Origin of the sequence: Neisseria sp. 74A18, assembly GCF_001308005.1 — a bacterium.
Classification (GTDB): Bacteria; Pseudomonadota; Gammaproteobacteria; order Burkholderiales; family Neisseriaceae; genus Neisseria; species Neisseria dumasiana.
Genome location: NZ_LGZA01000010.1, coordinates 1 through 24,944, shown reverse-complemented (window position 1 = coordinate 24,944; position 24,944 = coordinate 1). Strand labels below are relative to the sequence as shown.

Annotated in this window: 17 protein-coding genes, 2 tRNA genes and 1 pseudogene; 6 read left to right on the top strand and 14 right to left on the bottom strand. The window is 48.2% G+C overall.

What is annotated here, in order from left to right:
• Nucleotides 1-27: 27 nt before the first annotated feature.
• Nucleotides 28-3,321, top strand: coding sequence for a TonB-dependent receptor domain-containing protein (locus AKG43_RS04850; RefSeq protein ID WP_054599438.1), 3,294 nt, complete (start codon nt 28-30; stop codon nt 3,319-3,321).
• Here AKG43_RS04850 and AKG43_RS13215 read toward each other — a convergent pair.
• On the bottom strand, nt 3,318-3,584 hold the full coding sequence (locus AKG43_RS13215) for a hypothetical protein (protein WP_231718114.1): 267 nt from the start codon (nt 3,582-3,584) through the stop codon (nt 3,318-3,320). The genes AKG43_RS04850 and AKG43_RS13215 overlap by 4 nt on opposite strands.
• A gap of 144 nt (nt 3,585-3,728) precedes the next feature.
• Here AKG43_RS13215 and AKG43_RS04845 point away from each other — a divergent pair, with 144 nt between their 5' ends.
• The 4 genes from AKG43_RS04845 (at nt 3,729) to miaB (ending at nt 7,806) form a co-directional block, all read left to right on the top strand.
• Entirely contained in the window at nt 3,729-4,286 is a 558-nt protein-coding gene (locus AKG43_RS04845; RefSeq protein WP_369799567.1) for a Slam-dependent surface lipoprotein, read from the top strand.
• Nucleotides 4,287-4,410: 124 nt separating this feature from the next.
• Nucleotides 4,411-5,913 carry a porin family protein gene (locus tag AKG43_RS04840; RefSeq protein WP_082402977.1) on the top strand — a complete coding sequence of 501 codons (1,503 nt, stop codon included), beginning with the start codon at nt 4,411-4,413 and terminating at the stop codon, nt 5,911-5,913.
• A gap of 163 nt (nt 5,914-6,076) precedes the next feature.
• Nucleotides 6,077-6,463, top strand: a complete 387-nt coding sequence (locus AKG43_RS04835; RefSeq protein ID WP_231718111.1) for a hypothetical protein — start codon at nt 6,077-6,079, stop codon at nt 6,461-6,463.
• A gap of 23 nt (nt 6,464-6,486) precedes the next feature.
• The gene (gene miaB / locus AKG43_RS04830; protein WP_054599436.1) at nt 6,487-7,806 is read left to right on the top strand and encodes a tRNA (N6-isopentenyl adenosine(37)-C2)-methylthiotransferase MiaB; all 1,320 of its coding nucleotides are present in this window, start codon (nt 6,487-6,489) and stop codon (nt 7,804-7,806) included.
• 245 nt (nt 7,807-8,051) lie between these two features.
• Here the strand turns inward: miaB and AKG43_RS04825 are convergent, their stop codons facing one another.
• The 3 genes from AKG43_RS04825 to AKG43_RS04815 all read right to left on the bottom strand — a co-directional run bounded on the left by AKG43_RS04825 (nt 8,052) and on the right by AKG43_RS04815 (nt 11,691).
• Complete coding sequence (locus AKG43_RS04825; protein WP_054599435.1) at nt 8,052-8,549, bottom strand: heme-binding protein; 498 nt, start codon at nt 8,547-8,549, stop codon at nt 8,052-8,054.
• A 181-nt stretch (nt 8,550-8,730) separates the two neighbouring features.
• Nucleotides 8,731-10,890 carry a YccS family putative transporter gene (gene yccS / locus AKG43_RS04820; RefSeq protein ID WP_054599434.1) on the bottom strand — a complete coding sequence of 720 codons (2,160 nt, stop codon included), beginning with the start codon at nt 10,888-10,890 and terminating at the stop codon, nt 8,731-8,733.
• Nucleotides 10,891-11,292: 402 nt separating this feature from the next.
• Complete coding sequence (locus AKG43_RS04815; RefSeq protein WP_054599433.1) at nt 11,293-11,691, bottom strand: lipoprotein; 399 nt, start codon at nt 11,689-11,691, stop codon at nt 11,293-11,295.
• A 186-nt stretch (nt 11,692-11,877) separates the two neighbouring features.
• Between AKG43_RS04815 and AKG43_RS04810 the strand changes: the two genes are divergently transcribed.
• Nucleotides 11,878-11,953 (top strand) — tRNA-Lys (locus tag AKG43_RS04810).
• 489 nt (nt 11,954-12,442) lie between these two features.
• Here AKG43_RS04810 and rpoC read toward each other — a convergent pair.
• From rpoC to AKG43_RS12725, 10 genes and pseudogenes are all read right to left on the bottom strand, one after another.
• Complete coding sequence (gene rpoC, locus AKG43_RS04805) at nt 12,443-16,621, bottom strand: DNA-directed RNA polymerase subunit beta' (protein ID WP_054599432.1); 4,179 nt, start codon at nt 16,619-16,621, stop codon at nt 12,443-12,445.
• A 119-nt stretch (nt 16,622-16,740) separates the two neighbouring features.
• Nucleotides 16,741-20,919: a DNA-directed RNA polymerase subunit beta gene (gene rpoB / locus AKG43_RS04800; protein ID WP_054599431.1), complete on the bottom strand. Its 4,179-nt coding sequence runs from the start codon at nt 20,917-20,919 to the stop codon at nt 16,741-16,743.
• A 242-nt stretch (nt 20,920-21,161) separates the two neighbouring features.
• Nucleotides 21,162-21,533 carry a 50S ribosomal protein L7/L12 gene (rplL, locus tag AKG43_RS04795; RefSeq protein WP_054599430.1) on the bottom strand — a complete coding sequence of 124 codons (372 nt, stop codon included), beginning with the start codon at nt 21,531-21,533 and terminating at the stop codon, nt 21,162-21,164.
• Nucleotides 21,534-21,583: 50 nt separating this feature from the next.
• A complete protein-coding gene (gene rplJ, locus AKG43_RS04790; protein WP_054599429.1) occupies nt 21,584-22,084 on the bottom strand; it encodes a 50S ribosomal protein L10 in 501 nt (166 codons plus the stop codon).
• A 257-nt stretch (nt 22,085-22,341) separates the two neighbouring features.
• Nucleotides 22,342-23,034: a 50S ribosomal protein L1 gene (gene rplA, locus AKG43_RS04785; RefSeq protein ID WP_054599428.1), complete on the bottom strand. Its 693-nt coding sequence runs from the start codon at nt 23,032-23,034 to the stop codon at nt 22,342-22,344.
• A gap of 1 nt (nt 23,035) precedes the next feature.
• The gene (gene rplK / locus AKG43_RS04780) at nt 23,036-23,467 is read right to left on the bottom strand and encodes a 50S ribosomal protein L11 (protein WP_054599427.1); all 432 of its coding nucleotides are present in this window, start codon (nt 23,465-23,467) and stop codon (nt 23,036-23,038) included.
• Nucleotides 23,468-23,610: 143 nt separating this feature from the next.
• Nucleotides 23,611-24,147, bottom strand: a complete 537-nt coding sequence (gene nusG, locus AKG43_RS04775; protein ID WP_054599426.1) for a transcription termination/antitermination protein NusG — start codon at nt 24,145-24,147, stop codon at nt 23,611-23,613.
• A gap of 2 nt (nt 24,148-24,149) precedes the next feature.
• Nucleotides 24,150-24,581: a preprotein translocase subunit SecE gene (gene secE / locus AKG43_RS04770; protein ID WP_231718110.1), complete on the bottom strand. Its 432-nt coding sequence runs from the start codon at nt 24,579-24,581 to the stop codon at nt 24,150-24,152.
• Between the two features lie 152 nt (nt 24,582-24,733).
• Nucleotides 24,734-24,809 (bottom strand) — tRNA-Trp (locus tag AKG43_RS04765).
• 9 nt (nt 24,810-24,818) lie between these two features.
• A pseudogene (locus AKG43_RS12725) lies at nt 24,819-24,944 on the bottom strand (elongation factor Tu); the annotation flags it as partial.

The window sequence follows — 24,944 nt, the reverse complement described above, 5'->3', positions numbered from 1 at the left end:
AAATGGGAAGCACCAACAGGAGTGATCATGAAAACATACCCCTTAAAAACCATTGTCGTCTGCCTGAGTATCGCATGGAGCAGCCCCTATTTGCGGGCGGCGGGAGAAAGCCCCCAAACAGCAAACGAAGCCACTTTAGGCACGGTAGAAGTAAAAGGATCGCGCACTACTAAAGACGAAAAAGGGCGCAACCGCGTATATGCCCGCGAAGTGGTCAACCTCTACAAAGGCAAACAAGAAGTAGAAACCTTCAAAGGCAACACCGTATCCGACCTATTCAGCGGTTTGGTCGGCGTATACAGCGGCGATGCCCGCAACAGCGGCGCACTCGACCCCAACATCCGCGGCGTACAGGGGCAGGGGCGGGTGCCGGTAACCATAGACGGCACCGAGCAGGCCATTACCGTATGGCGCGGCTATGCCGGTACCAACAACCGCAATTATGTCGACCCCAATATCATCAGCAGCGTTTATATTGAAAAAGGCCCTTCATTCAGCCGCGATGCCAAAAGCGGCATCGGCGGTACCGTTGCCTTAAAAACCATCGATGCCGACGACATTGTGCCCGAAGGCCAAAAATACGGTTTTGAGTTTAAAGCCGAAACCTCCACCAACTCCATCAAACCGCGCCAAAACGCCTACGAAAAATCGGTAGATTACCGCACCCTGCCTTATCCCGAAGTCGCCACCGGCGGCATCTGGCGCGTCATGTTTGACGACAGCGACCGCGTTGACCAGCGTTTCGGCGGCCGCAACAAATTCTTTGAAGACAAAGCCTACCGCATCGCCGCCGCCACCAAGCAGGAAAACTTCGACGCCATGATCGCCTATGCCTACCGCAATAAAGGCAATTATTTTTCCGGCAAAAAAGGCGCGCAACGCTACGGCTACATCGGGCCGTGGACACAAGAAACTTTAGACGAACTCAAACGCCGCCAAGAAGAAGCAGCGGAACGGGGCGAAAAATTCTGGGGTAGTGAAAATATGCTGGGCGCACCCGATATCGCCAACATCGGCCTGTTTTACCACCCCGGCGGAGAAGTGAGCAATACCTCGCTCCAAACCAAATCATGGGTGGGCAAAACCACTTTCCGCCTGCCTAACCGCCAAACCCTCAAACTCGGCCTGCGCCACACCGATACCGTATTCGGCGAAGTAATGCCCTCGCGCATTATCGGGCCGATTTCCTGGGATGCCAAAGTGCTCAACAAAATCGCCGAATGGCCCGACGCCAAAGTAAAACAGAAATCCTACAACATCGATTATTCATGGAAGCCCGAAGGCAACCGCTGGATAGATTTTGATGCCACACTATGGACAACGCGCACCAAATCGAAAACCAACACCGCCGGCGGCTCGCCGGGCGATACTCTCTATGAAGACCGTGTTTTCCAACGCGCCCGCGATGAATACCTCAGCTGGCAGTCATACACACCTGCCGAGCGGCAAGAGCTGCTCAATGCAGGAGTCGAACCACCCAAACCCCCGGCCATCACCACCCCCAACATCAACGGCCGCTTCAATACCGTAGAAGGCCAAGCTTATTATTCAAACAACAAGCGCACCGGCTTTCATTTTTCCAACCGTATGAAATTGAACAACAAACTTTCACTCACGGTATTAGGCGATTTTCAAAACGAAAAACTCAATTCCCGCGACAATTTTTCAGCAGAATTAGCCGACGGCGGCAGAAAATACCGGAATGAACTCGACAACGATATCCTTCGTCCGAATTACGAGCTGAACCAATTCGGCGTACCGCGCAACGGCAAACGCCGCGAATACAATCTGGGCTTCAACTTCAAATACGACCCCTTCCACTGGCTGAGCCTGACCGCAGGTGCACGCTATACCAACTTTTCGATACAGGATCACAGCAAACAGCTTGAAACAGGGCGGGATAAATACGGGCATCCGCTGCTGATGAACAGGGGGGTGTTATATAGTTTTCATCGTGTAGCTACTGCAAAAGAATACCAAGACCATCTGAATGCCGAAAAAATTCTTGAAGCGGGTTTGGCAGACGACTTATCCAATGAAGATGAATATTTCAAAGCACAAGATATATACAACAGGGTTAAAGTAGATAACGGCGTAGCCTTGTTGGATTACAACGAAATCGGCCGCCAGAAACAGGGCGGCAACCGCGAAGCAGAAGCTTTATGGAAAGAAAACCAATATTATTGGCTGAAAGATGCTTCCGGCCGCCTGAATATCAAAAACAACCCGCTCTTAAACGGCAGCATTCCCGACCTGTACGCATGGGTTCCCAATGCCGCCTACAACCCCGCCGACCCAAGCAGCCCGCGTTTGGTTCAGAAATATACCGCCGGCGGTTCCGAATATAAAACCGAAATGACCGATGCCGAACGGCGGCGGGCGCAAAAACAGGGCGGTAGCGGCTGGGTTCCCGCATTTTCCGCCACCGTAAACTTTACCGACAAAGCCCGCGCCTACCTGCGCTATACCGAAGCCCTGCGCTATCCCAGCATCTTTGAAGGCACCTACGGTTTTTCAACCGCCGCCGGCACCTTTGCCCGCGCGGGCTACGGCTGGAAACCCGAACACGCCAAAAACTGGGAAGTGGGCTATATCCACGACCTGACCGGGCTGCTGCCCAAAATGCGCCATGCCGATTTCCGCATCAACTATTTCCGCAACAAAACCGAAAACGTGATTGACCGCGACCAAAACCTCGAATTCGAGCAGTTCGACAAACTCACCCGCAGCGGCATAGAGCTTCAGGCGCGTTTCGATACGGGGCGTTTTTTCGGCGGCTTGGGGGTGTTGCGCAATCTTAAAAATGAAATGTGCGACAACTCTTTCAGCATCATTTCAGAAAATGATTACATCTCTAACTACATCAAAACGGGTAAATTTTTGGGTGCACCCAATTGCAATCACGGCGGGTTGAGCGATTCAGGCTATCTGGCAAGCGCGCTTCAGCCGCGCTGGTCGATTGATGCCGATTTGGGCGGGCGTTTCCTGCAAAACAGGCTGGAAGCGGGCTTGCGCCTGCATTACCACAGCCGCATCTACCAAAGTCGGAAAGATGCTTGGTGGCCGTATTTCCACGGGCGTAATAGATTACTGATAGAAGATGGGCATGAAAACCCCAATCTCAGCCCCGCAGCCGACGATATGCGCTGGCAGCCCGTTGCGGTATGGGATGCCTACCTGCGCTATAAAATCGGCAAAAACCTGACTGCCGAGTTGGTAGGTACCAACCTGACCGACCGCTATTATCTCGACCCGCTCAGCCGATCCTACCTGCCCGCACCCGGCAGGGGCATCAGAATCGGCATCAGCGGCAAATTCTAACCGCCTTTGCCTTTGAGGCCGTCTGAAAACCGCAGGGCGGGCATTTTTGCCCGCCTTTTTCCACTATTGAGAAAAGGCCGAGACCTTTGCAAAACTCCCAGATGTGGATGCAGTTCAAGGCGTAGCAGCACAGCGAGTGCAGACATATCATATAGATAGGCAAACGAGCGAGCAGCGCACAACGCAGAAATGCGCCGCAGATGGGGGTTTTGCAAAGGTCTCAGGCCGTCTGAAAAAACATCATCGAATACATACAAGGAAATCCGCCCGAAACGGCGTTATCGCGCAGAAAAATATCTGTATGGCAATTATTCATTATAAATCATATAAATAATATTACTTTTTATTTGCAAATATTATTTAGATAAGTATAATCAAAATACCTTTAAAGCATCTGTTTATACCGTTTGTCTGAAACTGCTTTTCAGACGGCATCAAACACGGGCGCGTGGCAGCTTATCCCCAAAATGCCCGACCATTCCCACTTAGGCCGCCTCTCTTACGCCAAAGCGGGCAACCATGATGTGTATTTCGGCGATTGGGCCAATGTGCCTTCCGGTGCAAAAGCCGATACCGCAGGAACCAACTACACTGTGTTCTATAGCGGCACGGGTAAAACCGCCAAAATGCCTACCAGCGGTAAAGCCACTTATGCGGTTAAAGGCATCAATAACCATGTGAAACAAGGTACTGCGGTATTGACCGGCAACCTGACAGCCGATTTCGGTACTAAAAAGCTTAACGGCACCATCGCCCGCAAAGATTTGAGCATAGCTATCAATAACGCTACCATCAATACGGCACAGGCTTCATTTGGCGGCAAAGGTACGGCTAAAGCCAACAATAGTGTAGTGGGCGAGACCAAAGGCCACTTCTTCGGCAATCAGGCTGCAGCATTGGCAGGCGTAGCGGATTTCGGTAAAAACCACAAATTTAACACCGCATTCGGCGGCACGAAAAAATAGTCACACACAATGAACGACTCGAACAGCGGGCAGCAGCCCGTAAGCTCTGCCCGCGCACGAACCCGATACCGACCCAACCTATAAAAAAGCAGTCAACACCGCCTTTTTGTTTGCCGACCGATTTATGAAACCCACTTCCGCCTTGTTCCGATTTTCTTTCTATTTAAGCCGAGCCTGCCTCGGTATTTGCCTTTTTACCCTGCCCTTTTATTCCTTTGCAGACCGTGAAGACCGCCGCATACAGCTCAATCAAAGCGTAGAATCCCGCAAACAGCAGCAGGAACACAATATCGTAGGTAGCGAAAATATTGCTTATGGAAGCGCAAGTAGTGAAGGCGAAGATATTTTTATGTCCTTAATGCAAGCGGTTAACGCACAAGATGAAGCGGAAACGGCAAGGTTGCTTGCGGTTTACCAACAGCAGCCCGACTATGACCCCGATATGGTGATATTCGTTAAGGCCAATCAGGCCGTTTTCCGCAATGATATGAAAGAGGCTGTTGCACTGTACCGGCAAGTTTATGAGCGCAATCCCGGATTTGTGCGTGGCAAGCTTGATTTGGCGCGTTTACTGTTTATAGATAAGCAAAACCGTGAAGCCGCGGCTTTGTTTTCAGATATCTCCGTGCCTGAAGTTCCCGAAATCAACCGTAAAATTACGGTTTTCAAAGATGCGTTGGCAAACCGCGAGGCATGGCACGGCTCGGTTTCGCTTGGAGCGGGCTATGAAACCAATCTCAACCGTTCTTCGGAAAGCACTGTTTGGAGAGAACAGACACTCTGCGGTTTCGGTTCGGACGGCCAGCCGATTTTAGACAGCAACGGCGAATTATCCTGCCGCACCGAAAAGCTGCCCGCTTATTCTCCCGATGCGGTCGATGGTAAGGTTTGGATATATGAAACAGCGGCAAACAAACGGATTTCACTAAAAGGCCATCACGGTATCCAACTCAATGCCTTTGCTCTCGGCCGTCTTTATCCGAACCACGCAGCATATAGCGAACACAACACAGGACTAAATCCGACATATAGTTTTACCAATAAAAACAATACATTCACCATAGGCCCTTTGTGGCAGCACAATTGGGAAGGAGGCCACTTGCAAAGCAGTAACATGGGCATCAGCACTTCTTTCAACCGCGAAGTATCGCCCAATGCTTTTCTCGGCATACAGGCAGAGCATAAATACGACCGCTACCGCGGACAAAACTTGCGCCATTTCAACGGCCCACAAACCTTGCTGTTTGCCAACGGCGTTTACGCCCTGCCGAATAACTGGACAATATTCGGCGACTATGATTATCTGCGCAAAAACAGCCGTGAGGCCGTCGATTCATACCGCCGCCACGGTGTGCGTTTCGGCATCAACAAACATTTCGGCTCAGGTATCGACACTACTTTGCATACCATTTGGCGCAGAACGGCTTATCAGGACTACCATGCCTGGTTGGAAACACGCCGCAAAGACCGCGAGCGGATTTACCAGCTGGACGTCAAATTCAACCGCCCTTCTCTGCGCGGTTTTACACCGATATTCAGTTTCAAACATACCGATAACCGTAGCTCATCTTGGGTAAACCGCTATAAGCGCAACGAATTTGTATTCAAAACGGAATACAGTTTCTAAATTCTCCTCTTCGGCAAAGAGGCCGTCTGAAAAAGCCTTTTCAGGCGGCCTCAACCACATGTGCAGATATAAAAAACCTATTAAAAACAATAAACCGCCCATATTGAAAAGCGTGCTGTGTTATAATGCGCGGCTGTCTTACTCACTCAAGAAAAAAACAAAAATGAACATGCGTAATGTCTTTACCGTTTTGATTTTATTGTGCTCCTCGCTTACTTGGGCGCAACGCACCGTTCCTACCGAAATGGACGTGGCCGTATTGAAGCAGGTGAATTATCCTCAGGTTGTGTTGAGCAACGGCGGTTTTCCGTGGTTGAAAATCCTCACGCTGGGCTGGCTCGATAATAATGTTTCTGCCTTCAATACCACCCACGACCTGCGCATCAAAGACGAGCGCAACCGTTTTATCGTTCGCGGCAAACTGATGTTGCATCTCGGAAAAACCGTAGCCGTGCGCCGTAACGATGCGGGCAATATCACCGAAATCTGGGTGCTGACCGATGCCGAGCAGAAAGCATTCGAGCAACGCGCCGCCACCCTCCAACCCTAATCATTCTCTCATCCGCAACAAACATGAAAAAAGTATTTATCCGCACCTTCGGCTGCCAAATGAATGAGTACGACAGCGAAAAAATGCTGTCGGTGCTTGCCGAAGGCGACGAGCTGGTGCAAGTCAGCGAGGCCGAAGAAGCCGACATTATTCTGTTCAACACCTGCTCCGTGCGCGAAAAAGCGCAGGAAAAAGTGTTTTCCGACTTAGGCCGCATCAAACCTTTAAAAGCCAAAAACCCTAATTTAATCATAGGGGTGGGCGGCTGCGTTGCCTCTCAGGAAGGCGAAGCGATTGTGAAACGCGCGCCTTATGTAGACGTGGTGTTCGGCCCGCAAACCCTGCACCGCCTGCCGCAGATGATTGTGGATAAAGAAACCACCGGCCTCTCGCAAGTGGATATTTCCTTCCCCGAAATCGAAAAATTCGACCATCTGCCCCCTGCCCGCGTGGAAGGCGGCAGCGCGTTCGTATCGATTATGGAAGGCTGCTCGAAATATTGCAGCTTCTGCGTGGTGCCCTACACCCGCGGCGAAGAGTTTTCGCGCCCGTTGAACGACGTGCTCACCGAAATCGCCAACCTCGCCCAGCAAGGCGTGAAAGAAATCAACCTGCTGGGGCAAAACGTGAATGCCTACCGCGGCGCGATGGACGATGGCGGTATTTGCGACTTCGCCACCCTGCTGCGTATCGTGCATGAAATCCCCGGTATCGAGCGTATGCGTTTCACCACCAGCCACCCGCGCGAGTTTTCCGATGCGATTATCGAATGCTACCGCGACCTGCCCAAGCTGGTATCGCATCTGCACCTGCCGGTGCAAAGCGGTTCCGACCGCGTGTTGAGCGCGATGAAACGCGGCTATACCGCACTGGAATATAAATCCATCATCCGCAAACTGCGCGCCATCCGCCTCGATTTGTGCTTAAGCTCCGACTTTATTGTCGGCTTTCCCGGCGAGACCGAACGCGAATTCGAGCAAACGCTGAAACTGGTAAAAGATGTTGCCTTCGATTTGAGCTTTGTCTTCATTTACAGCCCGCGCCCCGGCACACCGGCCGCCAACCTGCCCGACGACACGCCGCATGAAGAAAAAGTGCGCCGTTTGGAGGCTTTGAACGAAGTAATCGAAGCCGAAACCGCCCGCATCAACCAAAGCATGCTCGGCACGGTGCAACGCTGTTTGGTAGAAGGCATTTCCAAAAAAGACCCCGACCAACTGCAAGCGCGCACCGCCAACAACCGTGTGGTCAACTTCACCGGCAATCCGCGCCTGATTAATGAAATGGTGGATTTGAAGATTACCGAGGCTTACACTTTCTCTCTGCGCGGAGAAATCGTATAGCTGTGAAACTGAATCTTTTATACTGCGTTGGCTCGCCTTAGCTCAAAGAGAACGATTTTGTAAGCCGCTGAAGCGGCAACAAAATCAATTCCGTACTATCTGTACTGTCTGCGGCTCGCCGCCTTGTATAAAAACTTCATTTTCACAGCCATAACCGCCGAATCTTAATCTTCGCTTACAGTAAGCATCAAACAAGAGGCCGTCTGAAAAAAAACTTTTCAGACGGCCTCTACCGTTATCGCCATTTACCAACGGCCAAGTAACGCTTTGGCACCGGCTTTGGCCACGCTTTCATCTTCTTCCACCGTGCCCCCGCTCACGCCGATACTGCCGATAATCGTGCCTTTTCTATCGGTGAGCAGTTCGCCGCCGCCGAAAATCACCAACCCGCCGTTGGTCGATTCGATACCGAACAACGGCTGCCCCGGCTGCGCGGCTTTACCCAAATCGCGGGTGGACATATTGAAATAACGTGCGGTACGCGCTTTGCGTTCGGCGATGTCGATGCTGCCTAGAAACGCATCATCCATGCGCGCAAACGCTTTCAGATTGCCGCCTGCATCTACAACGGCAATATTCATCGGCACTTTCATGGTTTCGGCTTTCTTCAATGCCGCCTGCACCACCGCCTGCGCCTGCCCCAGCGTGATATCGCCCGGCAAGGTTTTAGTCAGCCCGGAAGATGCGGCGGGGTAAGCCAAAAATAATGAGAATAACCATACAGCCACTTTGGAATTACGCATGTTTCTCTCCTCAAAAATGAACGACAGCGTTCCCCATTGATTTAAAACCCTTTTTCAACAAGGGTCAATGTCGAACACGGTTTATTTTGACGGTTGTCAGAATCAGGCGTAACCGTTACGGCAAATAAACTTATTTTTGATACAAGGCCGCAAAGCTACAGCAAAAATCAAATTTATTGGCTTATGCGGCCGGGGCAGAAACAGCGGGCATTTCTTCGCCGCTGCCGTGAAGGGCTGTATAACAAGGCTCAAGCTGGCGGCCGATCAAGCTTAACTGCTGCCATAAAATGCTGCTTTGGCGGTCTTCGCCAATCAAACCGTGCAATTGCTGCAAACCCTGCCTCACTTCGTTTAAGGCCGTCTGAAACGCTTCGGGGCTTGAAAAGGAAATGCTTTCCAATATATCCGCTATGCGGTTGGCGGTACGGAAAAAACCTTCTGTAAATTCAGGTTCGCAGCCGTTGGCCATATGGCTGCGGTATGCCCCGAGTGCGGAAATATAACCGATCAAGGCATAACTGAGTTTGAGCAGATTAAAACCGTCTTGCAGTTTGCGACCGTATTTTTCAGGCTCTCCGCTCATATCGGAAAGCGTGCTGCTTAATGCCGCAGCAGCTTCGTGCGCTTGGCGGCGCACAACTCGATAAGCCACATCGTCGGAACCGCCCGTTCTCAACTGGCCGAGAATGTGGCGCAAATACAATCCGTTGCGGTTAACCGCCTTACCTGCCGTGCGGCTGAGGGTGAGATAACGCCAATCCGGCCACAAATAGCTGACTGCCGCCCATGCGATTGCCGCCCCCGCCAAAGTATCGGTTACGCGCGTCCACGTTAGAGACAACACATCTTCCCCCGCCAACGACATAGCAGCAAGTGCTTGAACGGTAATAAAAAAGGTAGAAAAACTGTATTTATTGGTGCGAAAAAAGAAAAACAGCGTGGTTGCCGCCAACACAATCCACAATTTGGTTTCCATCGAGGGTGTGAAATAAGGCATGAGCGAGCCGACCACCACCCCCAGCAATGTTCCCGCAATACGCTGGTTAATGCGCTTTTTGGTAGCCGAATAGTTGGGCTGGCATACAAACAAAGCCGTCAGCAATATCCAATAGCCCATATTCACATGGAAAATTTCCACCACACTGCACGCAACAAACACCACAATCGACAAGCGCACGGCATGGCGGAACACCACCGATTCAAGATTGAGCTGGCTGCGCACCGACGGCCATATATTACGCAAACCGCCGTTTTCCGACGCGGCAATACGGGTTTTGTCTGAAGCACCTTCATCGGCAGCCTGATCGCCGCTTTCGATATGGCTGAGTTGGTAATCGACGCTGAACAGGTTTTCCAGCAGCCGCTGCAAAGTATGTACTTCGCTGCCGTTGTGGCTTTCCGCATAGAGCTTCAGCGACTGGCGGCACCCCTGAATCGCACGCTCCAAACGCTTACCGTATTGATAAGGCCGGCCGCTGCGCAAACTTTCCGCCACATCCCGACAAGCCTGCCCTTGAAGTTCAAGCAAACGGTTAATCCGAAAAATCAAATCGGTATTTTTTAAACGGTCTGCCAGCTCGCGGTAATCAACATGTGCCGAACTGATGCGCTCGTGAATATCCTGCGCGGTAAAGTAATAACGCAACATGCGCATGGTGCGCGGATGACGGTGCTGCCCGCGCATACGATAAAACAAAGCATTACGGCATTGGTTGAACGCCCCGATGATTTCGGTGTTTTTCATCGCCAAATCAATCTGCCTGTTCTCCAACCAATCCGCTTCGTCCGGATCAAAAAAAGCAGCTTTGGCATCCAAATAACCGCCCAAAGCAGCATAAGCCGAAGCCATACTCTCCTGAACCGGACGGTGCGGAAAAATCATATGCAGCAACAACGTAAGTGTGCTATACAGCAGCGTGCCGCACAAAATCAGCACAGGATTCACAAACCACGGCATACTCGGCGTATAAGCAAGCGTTGTATAGGTTGCCACCGCCAAAGTACCGAACGCCAGCGTTCGATAACGCAACCCCACCGCACCCAAAAGCGTAAAAACGAAGGTCATCAGCGTCATCACCAGAATAAACGGCAAGCCCGAACCGTGCGTAAACTGAGCCGCAAGCGAAGAAACCGAAAACAACACCAGCGTAATCACAATATTTTTCAGACGGCCTGTCAAACCGTTATCCAAATCCACCAAACCGCCGGCAATAATCCCTAACACCAAAGGCGTAGTCAGCTGGGGCACATTGAAATACCAAATCAGCGCCGTCACAATTAACACGCTGAAAAAAACCGGCAATGTGGCAATAACTTTAGGATTAACGGCAGGAGTGCGCATAAGACAGAGGCGGCAGAAAAATCAATAAAATAATGAATTGTACAGGATTCAAACTCTCTCTAGAGAAAGAAACAGAACAGGCCGTCTGAAAAACAAAATCCGGCTTACCAAAACACGAATTAAAAACAACATACTTGAACTATGCCCCTGTTATCACAAATAAACTTATTTTTGACACAAGGCCGCAAGCCGCAGCAGAAATTAAAGTTGATTTGCTATGAAAGCGGTAAGTCTCGGTTCGGTTTATAGTCAAAGATCTTTTCCGATTACCCATTCCGGCACCTGCTCAACAAAAATGCTGTCAAAGCAGATATCCCGCTTGACAGCATTTCCATCCTAAATCGAACTTTTACCGCATAAAATACTTACACACTCAACGGCAAATCTCGATGAAGAAACAAATTATTTAGCAGCGTCTTTCGCTTTGGCATCAGCTTCTTGAGCAGCATTCTTCACATCGGCGGCAGCTTCTTTTGTAGCAGCCTTAGCCTTGGCAACCGCATCTTGAGCAGCATTCTTCGCATCAGCAGCAGCTTCTTTGGTTGCTTGAGCGGCATCACTCATCGCTTCCTTACCGGCAACAGCAGCATTAGAAGCCGCGTTTTCCACTTTAGCACCGGTTTCTTTTGCAGCTTCAACCGCACCGCTTACCGCAGAAGCCGCTTTTTCTTTGGCATCTTGCACATCGGTTTTCACTTCAGAAGCAATAGCTTGGGCAGCTTCTTTAGTTTCTTGTTTGGTTTCTTGAGAACAAGCTGCCAAAGCAGCAACAGCAGTAAGAGCCATCAGAATTTTTTTCATCTGTGTTTATCCTTTTCAATATTTATTCGATGACCAATGAATACTTTCATTGATACGCTTAAAATCATAACATAGTCGCCGTGCAGATAAAATAAATAAATTTTCTTCTTTAACATAAAGATGCAGAAAAAATAAAATGCATCTATTGACAGAACCCCCTCCAATATTTAAAATTCACAGCTTATCGGGTCGTTAGCTCAGCTGGTAGAGCAGCGGACTTTTAATCCGTTGGTCGAAGGTTCGAATCCTTCACGACCCACCAGATAAATCAACAAGAAAGGCCGCAAGCAATTGCGGCCTTTCTTGTTTTTGGCAAAACGTCAGACGGCATTCAACCGTATCCATATTTCAAAATCAGCCTGAGACCTTTTCCCCATCGGCAGCGCATTTCTGCGTTATACGCTGCTCGCTCGCCTGCCCCGTCTATTCTATAATGTCTGCACTCACCATGCTGCTGCGCCTTGAACTGTATTCACATCTAGGGGGGACAAAGCACTCAACCTAAATCAATCAACACATTTTTAATATAAGGCAGCAAGCTGCAAACTGTACAGGTAGTCATACGGAACCGATTCTGTTGCCGCTTTAAAGTCAATCAACTTAATTTCTACTACGGGGTTGCTGCCTTATATTAAAAAATGAAGTCGATTGACTATATATGATATGATATTTCCTACGTCTCAGGCCGTCTGAAAAAAACGCCGATTGCTGACACAATCGGCGTTTGGCTTAATATTTACGTCATTCCATTTTATTCGGCTTCGTCAACCTGTTCGGCCACTTCTGCTTCATGATGTGCCTGCCATACCTGACGACGGGTACGGTGGTAAGTCAAACCCGTACCTGCCGGAATCAGACGGCCGACAATCACGTTTTCTTTCAGACCGCGCAACTCGTCTTGTTTGCCCATAATTGCAGCTTCAGTCAATACGCGCGTGGTCTCTTGGAACGATGCGGCTGAGATGAAGCTGTCGGTAGACAACGAAGCTTTGGTAATACCCAGCAATACGTTTTCGTAACGTGCCGGTTCTTTATCCTCGGCCAGAGCCTTCTCGTTAGCCAATGTAACATCGCCGCGCTCCACTTGTTCGCCGGTAATGAAACCTGTTTCGCCTGCGTCGGCAATGTTCACTCGACGCAGCATTTGGCGGATGATCACCTCGATGTGTTTGTCGGAAATCTTCACACCTTGCAAGCGGTAAACCTCTTGCACCTCTTGTACGATGTAGCGGGCCAACGCTTCGATACCTTGCAAACGCAGAATATCGTGCGGGTCAACCGCGCCGTCGACAATGGTTTCACCGCGGTTCACCACTTGGCCGTCGTGGACAAGAATCTGTTTCTCTTTGGAAATCAGGGTTTCATAAGCCACACCGTCCACATCGGTAATAATCAGGCGTTGTTTGCCTTTGGTTTCTTTACCGAAAGACACGGTACCGGTTACTTCGGCCAACATGCCGGCATCTTTGGGCACGCGTGCTTCAAACAGCTCGGCCACGCGCGGCAGACCACCGGTAATATCGCGGGTTTTGGAAGATGCTTGCGGAATACGCGCCAATACGTCGCCCTTGCCGACTTCCTGACCTTCACGGATGGTAATTACCGCACCTACCGGGAACGCCATCGACACAGCAGTGGTCGTGCCGGGCATGCATACTTCTTCGCCGTTTTCATCCAACAGTTTCACGGTCGGGCGCAACAGTTTGGAAGTAGATGCCGAACGGCGCTTGCCGTCGATCACTACCAAGGTAGACAAGCCGGTTACATCGTCGGTTTGTTTGGCAACAGTCACGCCTTCTTCCACGTTTTCAAAACGCACCTGACCGGCATGCTCGGTAATCATCGGACGGGTATGCGGATCCCATGTCGCCAAGGTTTGACCGGCTTTTACCGCCGCACCGTCTTGTACCAACAGAATCGCACCGTAAGGCACTTTATGGCGCTCACGCTCACGGCCGATTTCATCGTGAATCACCACCTCGCACGAACGGCCGATCACGACCAACTCGCCTTTGTTGTTGGCAACATAACGCATTTGGCTGCTGAAACGTGCGGTACCGTTTGATTTGGCTTCCACTTGGCTGGCGGCGGCGGCACGGGATGCGGCACCACCGATGTGGAAGGTACGCATCGTCAACTGTGTACCCGGCTCACCGATAGACTGGGCGGCAATCACGCCGACAGCTTCGCCGGTATTAACCAACTTGCCTCGCGCCAAGTCGCGGCCATAACAGTGGGCACACAAACCGTAGCGGGTTTTACAGGTAATCGGGGTGCGGACTTTAACCTCATCGACACCAGATTGGTCAATCAGATCAACCAGTTGCTCATTCAGCAACGTACCGGCTTCAACAAGTGTTTCGCCGCTTGAAGGATCAACCACGTCGCCGGCAGTTACGCGGCCTAAAATACGATCGCGCAACGGTTCGATCACATCACCGCCCTGCACCACAGCTTTCATTACAAAACCGTCAGTTGTGCCGCAATCGTCTTCTACCACAACCAAATCTTGGGTAACGTCTACCAAACGGCGGGTCAAGTAACCTGAGTTTGCCGTTTTCAAGGCGGTATCCGCCAAACCTTTACGCGCACCGTGTGTCGCAATAAAGTATTGCAATACCGTCAAACCTTCGCGGAAGTTTGAGGTAATCGGCGTTTCGATAATCGAGCCGTCCGGCTTGGCCATCAAACCACGCATACCGGAAAGCTGTTTAATCTGCGCTGCCGAACCACGGGCACCCGAATCGGCCATCATGTAAATAGAGTTGAACGATTCTTGGTCTACTTCGTTACCTTCGCGGTCAATGACTTTCTGTTTGGAAAGATTGTCCATCATCGCTTTAGCGATTTTATCGCCGGCACGACCCCAAATATCCACCACTTTGTTGTAACGCTCGCCGTTCGTTACCAAACCTTGGCGGTATTGGTCTTCGATTTCTTTAACTTCTGTTTGCGCTTCAGCCAACAAGGCGGCTTTTTCTTTGGGGATTTCCATATCGTCGACACAAATCGAGATACCGCCTTTGGCTGCGAATGCGAAACCGGTATACATCAAGTGGTCGGCAAAAATAACGGTATCGCGCAGGCCGCACAAACGGAATGATGCATTAATCAGCTTGGAAATTTCTTTCTTTTTCAGCGCTTTATTAATGTATTCAAACGGCAGGCCTTTAGGCAGAATCTCGCTGAGCAAAGCACGGCCTACTGTGGTTTCGTAACGTTTTACCACCGGCTCCAACTCGCCTTGGGCATTTTTCTCCCATTCGCGCAAACGCACGGTAATTTTCGTACCCAACTCCACTTGTTTGGTGTGGTAGGCACGATGCACTTCTTTTACATCGGAGAACAAGCTGCCTTCGCCTTTGGCATTAATGCGGTCGCGGGTCATGTAGTACAAGCCCAATACGATATCTTGCGACGGCACGATAATCGGTTCGCCGTTGGCGGGAGACAGTACGTTGTTGGAGGCCAGCATCAAAGTGCGTGCTTCCATTTGCGCTTCCAAGCTCAACGGAACGTGTACGGCCATTTGGTCACCGTCGAAGTCGGCGTTGAACGCGGCACAAACCAGCGGATGCAGCTGAATGGCTTTACCTTCAATCAGAATCGGCTCGAACGCTTGAATACCTAAACGGTGCAGCGTCGGCGCACGGTTCAGCATGATCGGGTGTTCGCGGATCACTTCTTCCAAGATATCCCAAACTTCCGGCACTTCCTGCTCTACCAGCTTTTTAGCTGCTTTTACGGTTGAAGCCAAACCTTGTTTTTCCAATTTGTGGAAAATAAACGGTTTGAACAATTCCAAAGCCATTTTCTTCGGCAAACCGCACTGATGCAGACGCAGGTAAGGACCCACGGTAATCACGGAACGGCCTGAATAGTCCACACGTTTACCCAACAGATTTTGACGGAAGCGGCCGCCTTTACCTTTAATCATATCCGCCAATGATTTCAGCGGACGTTTGTTGGCACCGGTCATGGCTTTACCGCGACGGCCGTTATCCAGCAGCGAATCTACCGCTTCTTGCAGCATACGTTTTTCGTTGCGTACGATAATATCCGGAGCATGCAATTCCAGCAGGCGTTTCAAACGGTTGTTACGGTTGATCACGCGGCGGTACAAATCATTCAGATCGGAAGTAGCGAAACGGCCGCCGTCCAGCGGTACCAACGGACGTAAATCAGGCGGCAACACCGGCAGCACATCCATAATCATCCATTCGAGTTTCATACCCGAACGCTGGAAGGCTTCCAATACTTTCAAACGCTTGGCGATTTTTTTGATTTTGGTGTCCGAGCCGGTGGATTCGAGCTCTTGACGCAATACTTCTACTTCTGAAGCAATGTCTAAGCTGCGCAATAATTCGCGGATACCTTCGGCACCCATTTTGGCATCGAAGTCGTCGCCGTATTCTTCCAGCTTGGTGTAGTAATCGTCTTCAGTCAGCAATTGGCGGCGTTGCAGGGGTGTCATGCCCGGGTCGGTAACCACATAAGCTTCGAAATACAACACGCGTTCAATATCGCGCAGGGTCATGTCTAAAACCATACCCAAACGTGAAGGCAATGATTTTAAGAACCAGATATGGGCGACGGGTGCGGCCAACTCGATATGACCCATGCGCTCGCGGCGCACTTTAGACAAAGTAACTTCCACACCGCATTTTTCACAGGTTACGCCTTTGAATTTCAGGCGTTTGTATTTACCGCACAAACATTCGTAGTCTTTTACCGGGCCGAAAATTTTGGCGCAGAACAAACCGTCGCGCTCGGGTTTGAAGGTACGGTAGTTGATGGTTTCGGGTTTTTTCACTTCGCCGTAAGACCATGAACGGATGGTTTCAGGTGAAGCAATGCCGATTTTGATCGCATCAAATTCTTCTTCTATGCCGGCAGACTGCAACGGATTAAATAAGTTTAACAAATTCATTTTTGCTCCTTGTGGAACGGTAGTTTTCAGACGGCCTCATTAAGAAAGCCTGTTCATTTGAAAATCTTTTTTCAGACGGCCCCAATGTTTTGGAGGCCGTCTGAAAACCGGTTCCGATATTAGTAACGTTCCAGATCGATATCCAAGCCCAACGAGCGAATCTCTTTAACCAATACGTTGAAGGATTCGGGCATACCGGCATCGATTTTGTGCTCGCCTTTAACAATGTTTTCATACATTTTGGTACGGCCAGCAACGTCATCCGATTTCACGGTCAACATCTCTTGCAGCGTGTAGGCGGCACCGTAAGCTTCCAGTGCCCACACCTCCATCTCACCGAAACGCTGGCCACCGAATTGGGCTTTACCGCCCAGCGGCTGTTGGGTAACAAGGCTGTACGGACCGGTAGAACGGGCGTGCATTTTCTCGTCAACCAAGTGGTGCAGTTTCAAGTAATGCATTACGCCGACGGTTACTTTGCGGTCAAACGGTTCACCTGAACGGCCGTCGTAAAGGGTGATTTGGGTTTTGCTGTTGTTGAAGCCGAGTTTTTCTACTTCAGGATCGTCGCTCGGATAAGCCAAGTCGAGCATCTCGTAGATTTCGTTTTCTTTAGCACCGTCGAATACCGGCGAGGCAAATGTGGCTCCGCGTTTCAGATTCTCAGCCAAAGCTAAAATTTCTTCATCGCTCAGCTCGTCCAGATTTTCCTGCTTACCGCTGTTGTTATAGAGTTTATTCAGGAACTCGCGGATTTCGCCTACTTTACGCTGCTCGGCCAACATGCGGTCTATGCGCTCACCAATACCTTTTGCTGCCCAGCCCAAGTGAACCTCAAGAATCTGTCCGATATTCATACGGGACGGTACACCCAGCGGGTTCAGAACGATATCGACGGGGCGGCCGTCTGCCATATAAGGCATGTCTTCCACCGGCAGAATGCGCGATACCACACCTTTGTTACCGTGGCGGCCGGCCATTTTGTCACCGGCTTGCAGGCGGCGTTTGATGGCGATGAATACTTTTACCATTTTTTGTACGCCGGGTTGCAATTCGTCGCCCTGTGTCAGCTTTTTCTTTTTCACTTCATACAAGGCATCGGCTTCTTCGCGTTTTTGTTGCAGGCTGACTTTGATCAACTCCAGCTGCTTAGCCAAAGATTCGTCGGCCAAACGGATATCGAACCAATCGTGCTTGCTCGGCAACGATGCCAGATATTCTGAAGTGATGTCGCTGCCTTTGGCCAGTTTCAGCGGGCCTCCGTTGGCTTTCTGGCCGACAATCATGCGCTCGATACGGCTGAAGGCATCGTTATCGAAAATACGCAGTTGGTCGCTCAAATCTTGGCGGTAACGTTTCAGTTCCGAATCAATAATCGACTGGGCACGTTTGTCGCGTTGGATGCCTTCGCGGGTAAATACCTGCACGTCGATAACCGTGCCGCTCATACCGGTAGGCATACGCAATGACGTATCTTTTACGTCTGATGCTTTTTCACCGAAAATGGCACGCAGCAGTTTTTCTTCTGGCGTCAGCTGGGTTTCGCCTTTAGGCGTTACTTTACCTACCAGTACATCGCCTGCTTCAACTTCCGCACCGATATAAACGATACCTGATTCGTCCAAACGGTTTTGCATGCGCTCGGATAAGTTCGGAATATCGCGGGTAATGTCTTCTGCACCCAGCTTGGTATCACGTGCCACAACGTTTAATTCTTCGATATGGATAGAAGTGTAGCGGTCATCAGCTGCCACTTTTTCAGAAATCAGAATTGAGTCTTCGTAGTTGTAACCGTTCCACGGCATGAAAGCGATGGTCATGTTTTGACCCAATGCCAATTCGCCTAAATCGGTAGAAGCGCCATCGGCGACCACGTCGCCGCGTTGCAGTACATCACCGGCTTTCACGACGGGACGTTGGTTAATGTTGGTCGATTGGTTTGAGCGGGTAAATTTCACCAAGTTATAAATATCCACACCCACTTCACCCGCAGTCGCTTCATCATCGTGCACGCGAACAACGATACGGTTGGCATCGACATATTCCACAACACCACCACGACGGGCAACAATTGCAGTAGCGGAGTCTACAGCTACCGAGCGCTCAATGCCGGTACCTACCATCGGTTTTTCCGGGCGCAAGCATGGTACGGCCTGACGTTGCATGTTGGCACCCATCAAGGCACGGTTCGCATCGTCATGCTCTAAGAAAGGAATCAAAGAAGCAGCCACAGAAACCACTTGACCGGTCGCCACGTCCATATACTGAACGCGGTCGGCAGTAGCCATAATGGTTTCACCTTTTTCACGACAAGTAATTAAATCACCGGTCAAGCGGCCGTCTGAATCCAATTCGGCATTAGCCTGTGCAATCACATAACGGCCTTCTTCGATGGCAGACAAATAATCGATTTCATCGGTTACTTTTCCATCTACTACGCGACGGTATGGGGTTTCCAAGAAACCGTATTCGTTGGTTCGTGCGTAAACAGACAATGAGTTAATCAAACCGATGTTCGGACCCTCAGGCGTTTCAATCGGGCAGACACGGCCATAGTGAGTCGGATGCACGTCGCGCACCTCAAAGCCCGCACGTTCGCGCGTCAAACCACCCGGACCAAGCGCAGACACACGGCGTTTGTGGGTAATTTCCGACAGCGGGTTGGTTTGATCCATAAATTGGCTCAGCTGGCTGGAACCGAAAAATTCTTTGATCGCAGCGGAAACCGGTTTGGCATTAATCAAATCATGCGGCATCAGGTTTTCAGATTCAGCCTGATTCAAACGCTCTTTCACCGCCCGCTCAACACGAGCCAAGCCGCTGCGGAACTGGTTTTCTACCAACTCGCCTACAGAACGCACACGACGGTTACCCAAGTGGTCAATATCGTCCACTTCTCCATGACCGTTACGCAACTCAACCAAAGTGGCAATAGAAGCAACGATGTCTTCCACGCTTAATACAAAACCACCTTTTTCAGCTGCACCGGCAAAAGTTTGGTTCAACAACCGGCCATACCATGAATCTGCCTGAGCATCGCTAAGCTTCTGTTCATAAGTGCGGGTATTGAATTTCATACGACCCACACGAGATAAATCATAGCTGTCTTCATTGAAAAACAGGCGGTTAAATAACAACTCTACCGCTTCTTCGGTAGGTGGTTCGCCGGGGCGCATCATGCGATAAATCGCTACACGAGCAGCTTGCTGATCTGCAGTTTCATCGGTACGCAGCGTATTGGAAATATAACCGCCTTGATCCAGTTCATTGATGTATAGCGTTTCCACTTTTTCAACGCCGTGGATATCCAGCTTAGCCAGCAATTCTTCTGTAATTTCCTCGTTTGCCGTAGCCAAAACTTCACCGGTATCGGGCACGATCAAATCTGTTGCCAACACTTTGGCCAACAAACTTTCGGGATCAACATCCAAACGTTTCAAGCCTGCATTACTGATATCGCGGATATTCTTGGCAGTAATACGTTTGCCCTTGGCAACCAATACATTGCCTTCTTTATCCACTATATCAAGCTTTGCAGTTTCACCTTTCAGACGGCTTGCGATCAAATCCGTTTGAACACCGTCTTTCGACAAGTAAAACGTTTCTTTGTCATAAAAGGTATCTAAAATTTGTTCGTTGTTGTAACCCAAAGCTTTCAACAAGATGGATACCGGCATTTTGCGACGGCGGTCGATACGGAAATACAACAAGTCTTTAGGATCGAACTCAAAATCCAACCAAGAACCGCGATAAGGGATAATACGGGCAGAAAATAACAACTTACCTGATGAATGTGTTTTTCCGCGGTCATGCTCAAAAAACACACCCGGAGAACGATGCAGCTGAGACACAATCACACGTTCTGTGCCGTTAATGACAAAAGAACCGCTGGGCGTCATCAGAGGAATCTCACCCATATAGACTTCATTTTCACGCACTTCTTTTATAGTCGGCTTAGAAGATTCTTTATCCAAAATAACCAAACGAATACGCGCACGAAGGGGAGATGCATAAGTAATACCCCTTAATTGACACTCGGGAATATCAAACAAAGGCTCACCCAAAACATAATGCACAAACTCTAAACGCGCATAACCATTATGGCTAACGATTGGAAAAATAGAGTTAAAAGCAGCTTGCAAACCATCATCACTACGCTGATCAAAAGGCTTACCCAACTGTAAAAATTTCGAATAAGAATCCAGCTGAGTTGCCAGCAAAAAAGGCACATCTAATACATTTGCCCGCTTAGCAAAACTCTTACGGATACGTTTTTTCTCGGTAAAAGAATAACTCATAAAAAGAAACTCCAAAGTAGGGAGATTATGTGAAACAAAAATTTTGAAATTGATGCATTAAATAAAAAATGCATTAAAAAATAAAATACGCTTAAGAACACTACGAAAATAAATTAGAATATTTACATTTATTAACAATAAGCTATAAATAAATTGAAAATATAGGTAAATATTCGAAATTTGCTGCCATTCAAGCAAAACAAGGCTGGCAGATATCTGCCAGCCTTCTTTTAAAGAGAGAATTATTTGATTTCGACTTTAGCGCCGGCTTCTTCCAATTGTTTTTGGATATCTTCGGCTTCAGCTTTAGAAACACCTTCTTTAACAGTTTTAGGCGCACCATCAACCATATCTTTAGCTTCTTTCAAGCCCAAACCAGTAATAGCGCGAACAACTTTAATCACGCCTACTTTTTGATCACCGGCAGAAGCCAAGATCACATCAAATTCAGTTTTCTCTTCAGCAGCTGCGGCACCACCTGCAGCAGGACCTGCAACTGCAACAGCAGCAGCAGAAACGCCGAATTTTTCTTCAAATGCTTTAACCAAGTCATTCAATTCCATAACGGTTAAAGAACCAACTGCTTCTAAGATATCTTCTTTAGTAATAGCCATGCTATTTAAACTCCAAATATTGTATTAAAAAATTAATAGAAACAAAATTATTACGCAGCTTCTTCAGTTGCATTTTTTTCAGCCAATGCTGCCAATGCTCGGGCAAAGCCAGAAACAGGCGCTTGCATGATAAAGAGCAATTTAGACAGCAATTCTTCACGGCTCGGAATAGAAGCAAGCTCGCCTACTTGAGCCACATCTAAAACATTACCATTGTAAGAACCTGCTTTAACAACAATTTTGTCATCTTTTTTCGCGAATTGATGCAGTACTTTTGCAGCAGCAACAGGATCTTCAGATGCAGCATATACCAACGGACCAACCATTTGATCGGCCAGTGCAGCAAATGAAGTTCCTTCTACAGCCCGACGAGCTAATGTGTTTTTTAGAACACGCAGATAAACGCCTTCTTTACGAGCATTGGCACGAAGTTCAGTCATGCTGGCAACACTGATTCCGCGATATTCAGCAACTACCATAGTCTGAGCATTAGCAATGGCATTACTAATTTCTTCTACTGTTGCTTTCTTGGTTTCAATATTGAGACTCAAGGTCTACCTCCCACTGTTAAACAAAGAAATACATATGTATTTCACCAGTTCGGCAACCTAAAAAGATATTAATCAATAGACAAGTTGGTTATGATTATTCGATTCAGGACTACCGTCTGCGTAGGGCAGTTACGATTAAATCTTGCGATCCCTACGGTCTTGGACATCTACTTAAAATTAAGTAGCCCAAATTCAGATGGCCATACTTATCTATGAAAATAAAGTACGTATGGTCATCCAAAAATTTTGCTTAAATATTAATTCACGCTTGAAGTATCAACACGCACGCCTAAACCCATAGTGCTTGATACAGCTACTTTTTTAAGGTATTGACCCTTAGCTGCAGCAGGTTTAGCTTTAACAATTGCATCCAACAGCGCATTGAAGTTTTCACGTAAATCAGCCTCTGCAAATGAAGCTCTACCAATAGTGGCATGCACAATACCAGCTTTATCTGTACGGTATTGAACTTGGCCTGCCTTGGCATTCTTAACAGCTTCAGCAACATTTGGAGTAACTGTACCTACTTTTGGGTTAGGCATTAAACCGCGGGGACCCAAAATAGTACCCAACTGGCCAACGATTCGCATTGCATCAGGAGAAGCGATTACAACATCAAAATTCAAGTTGCCTTTTTTCACTTCATCTGCCAAATCTTCAAAGCCAACAACATCTGCACCTGCAGCTTTAGCGGCTTCAGCATTCGCACCTTGCGTAAATACAGCAACGCGGGTTGTTTTACCTGTACCTTTAGGCAATACAACTGAACCGCGAATCACCTGATCCGATTTACGAGGATCTACACCAAGGTTAAATGAAACATCTACTGACTCATCAAATTTAGCAGTAGCTGCTTTCTTTACTAACGCAATAGCATCATCAATAGAGTACAGCTTGTTCGCTTCTACAGAAGAACGCAGCTCTTTTAAACGCTTAGAAATTTTAGCCATTTTACGCACCCTCCACATCCAAGCCCATAGAACGGGCAGAACCAGCAATAGTGCGCACAGCCGCATCTAAATCAGCTGCAGTCAAATCAGGTTCTTTTGTTTTTGCGATCTCTTCCAATTGAGCTCGAGTAATTTTACCCACTTTATTGGTTAACGGATTCGAACTACCCTTCTGCAAACCAGCAGCTTTTTTCAAAAGGATAGAAGCAGGAGGAGTTTTCATCACAAAAGTGAATGATTTATCAGCAAACGCTGTAATCACAACAGGAATCGGCAGACCAGGCTCCATAGATTGCGTCGCAGCATTAAATGCTTTACAAAACTCCATAATATTCAAACCACGCTGACCCAACGCAGGACCAACAGGAGGAGAAGGGTTGGCTTTACCTGCAGGAATCTGCAGCTTAATGTAGCCTACAATTTTTTTTGCCACTTATAATTACTCCTAACAAAACGGGTATAACGCGAAAATAAATAATCGCTCCCCAAAAAAGAGAGCGATTATTATAATTTAACCGATACAAAACTTCAACTAAATCTTTATATCTAAGTTACTTAAGTTGGAATTAAATCAATTTATAAGAGCTTCTCTACTTGGTTAAATTCAAGCTCAACCGGAGTTTCACGACCAAAAATCTGTACAGTTACTCTTAACTTATTTCTCTCATAATTAACTTCTTCAACAACTCCATTGAAGTCTGCAAATGGGCCTTCATTCACTCGCACCTGTTGACCAACTTCAAATTCAACTTTCGGCTTAGGTTTTTCCACCCCGGACTGAACTTGTTGCAAAATAGCATCAACTTCTTTTTGTGAAATAGGCATAGGTTTATTAGCGGTACCACCAATAAAACCTGAGACTCTCGGCGTGCTTTTTACCAAATGCCAAGAATCATCGGTCATTTCCATTTCAATCAACACATATCCAGGAAAAAATTTACGTTCACTGATTGTTTTACGCCCGTTTTTAATATCAACAACCTCTTCAACAGGCACCAGGATTTTTCCAAAATGACCATCCATCCCCTCTCGAGAAATCCGTTCTTTCAAGGTTTTTTGCACATTTTTTTCAAAGCCGGAATAAGCCTGCACCACATACCAACGTTTTGACATTTTTATCCCCTCTTCAATAATAAATCAAAAAACAACCATGAAATCAAACTATCTACCGCATAAATAAATAGAGACAACACAGCCACAAAGATAATAACAAAAATAGTCATTTTGGTAGCATCTTTTCTTGGCGGCCAAACAACTTTCTTAAACTCTGTTACAGACTCACGAATATAAATAACAAGTCGCTTACCAAAATCACACCAATAAAACACTATCAATAATGCCAAGACTACACCGGCAAATGGAAATAACAATCTTATATAAACAGAGAGTTGTGGCATATTATAAAAAAGCCACATTCCACAAACAACCAACGATATTGCAATGAGCAGCTTGAACCAATCTGCACTTTTTAAAGCAGGGTTATTTTTACGCTCAGGTAAACTATCTTCTGCTTGACCAGTGCGTTTTTTTGTATCTTCCGCCATCATTTATCCAATATTAAACATAAGCATGAACTGTTCTTGAAAGCTTTTTGACTTATAAACTCCGTATTAAATTTCCAAATATACGGCCGGAATATGGGAGCTGTAGCTGTAAATGATAAAAAATTAACCGGCACTTGGGCCGGTTAATTTTTATTTGGCAGGCCAGGAGGGTCTCGAACCCCCAACCCTCGGTTTTGGAGACCGATACTCTACCAATTGAGCTACTGGCCTCTAAAACTATTAAGCAATGATAGAAGACACTACGCCTGCACCAACTGTACGGCCGCCTTCACGAATCGCAAAACGCAAACCTTCTTCCATCGCAATCGGAGCAATCAGCTCTACAGTAATGGTCACATTCTCACC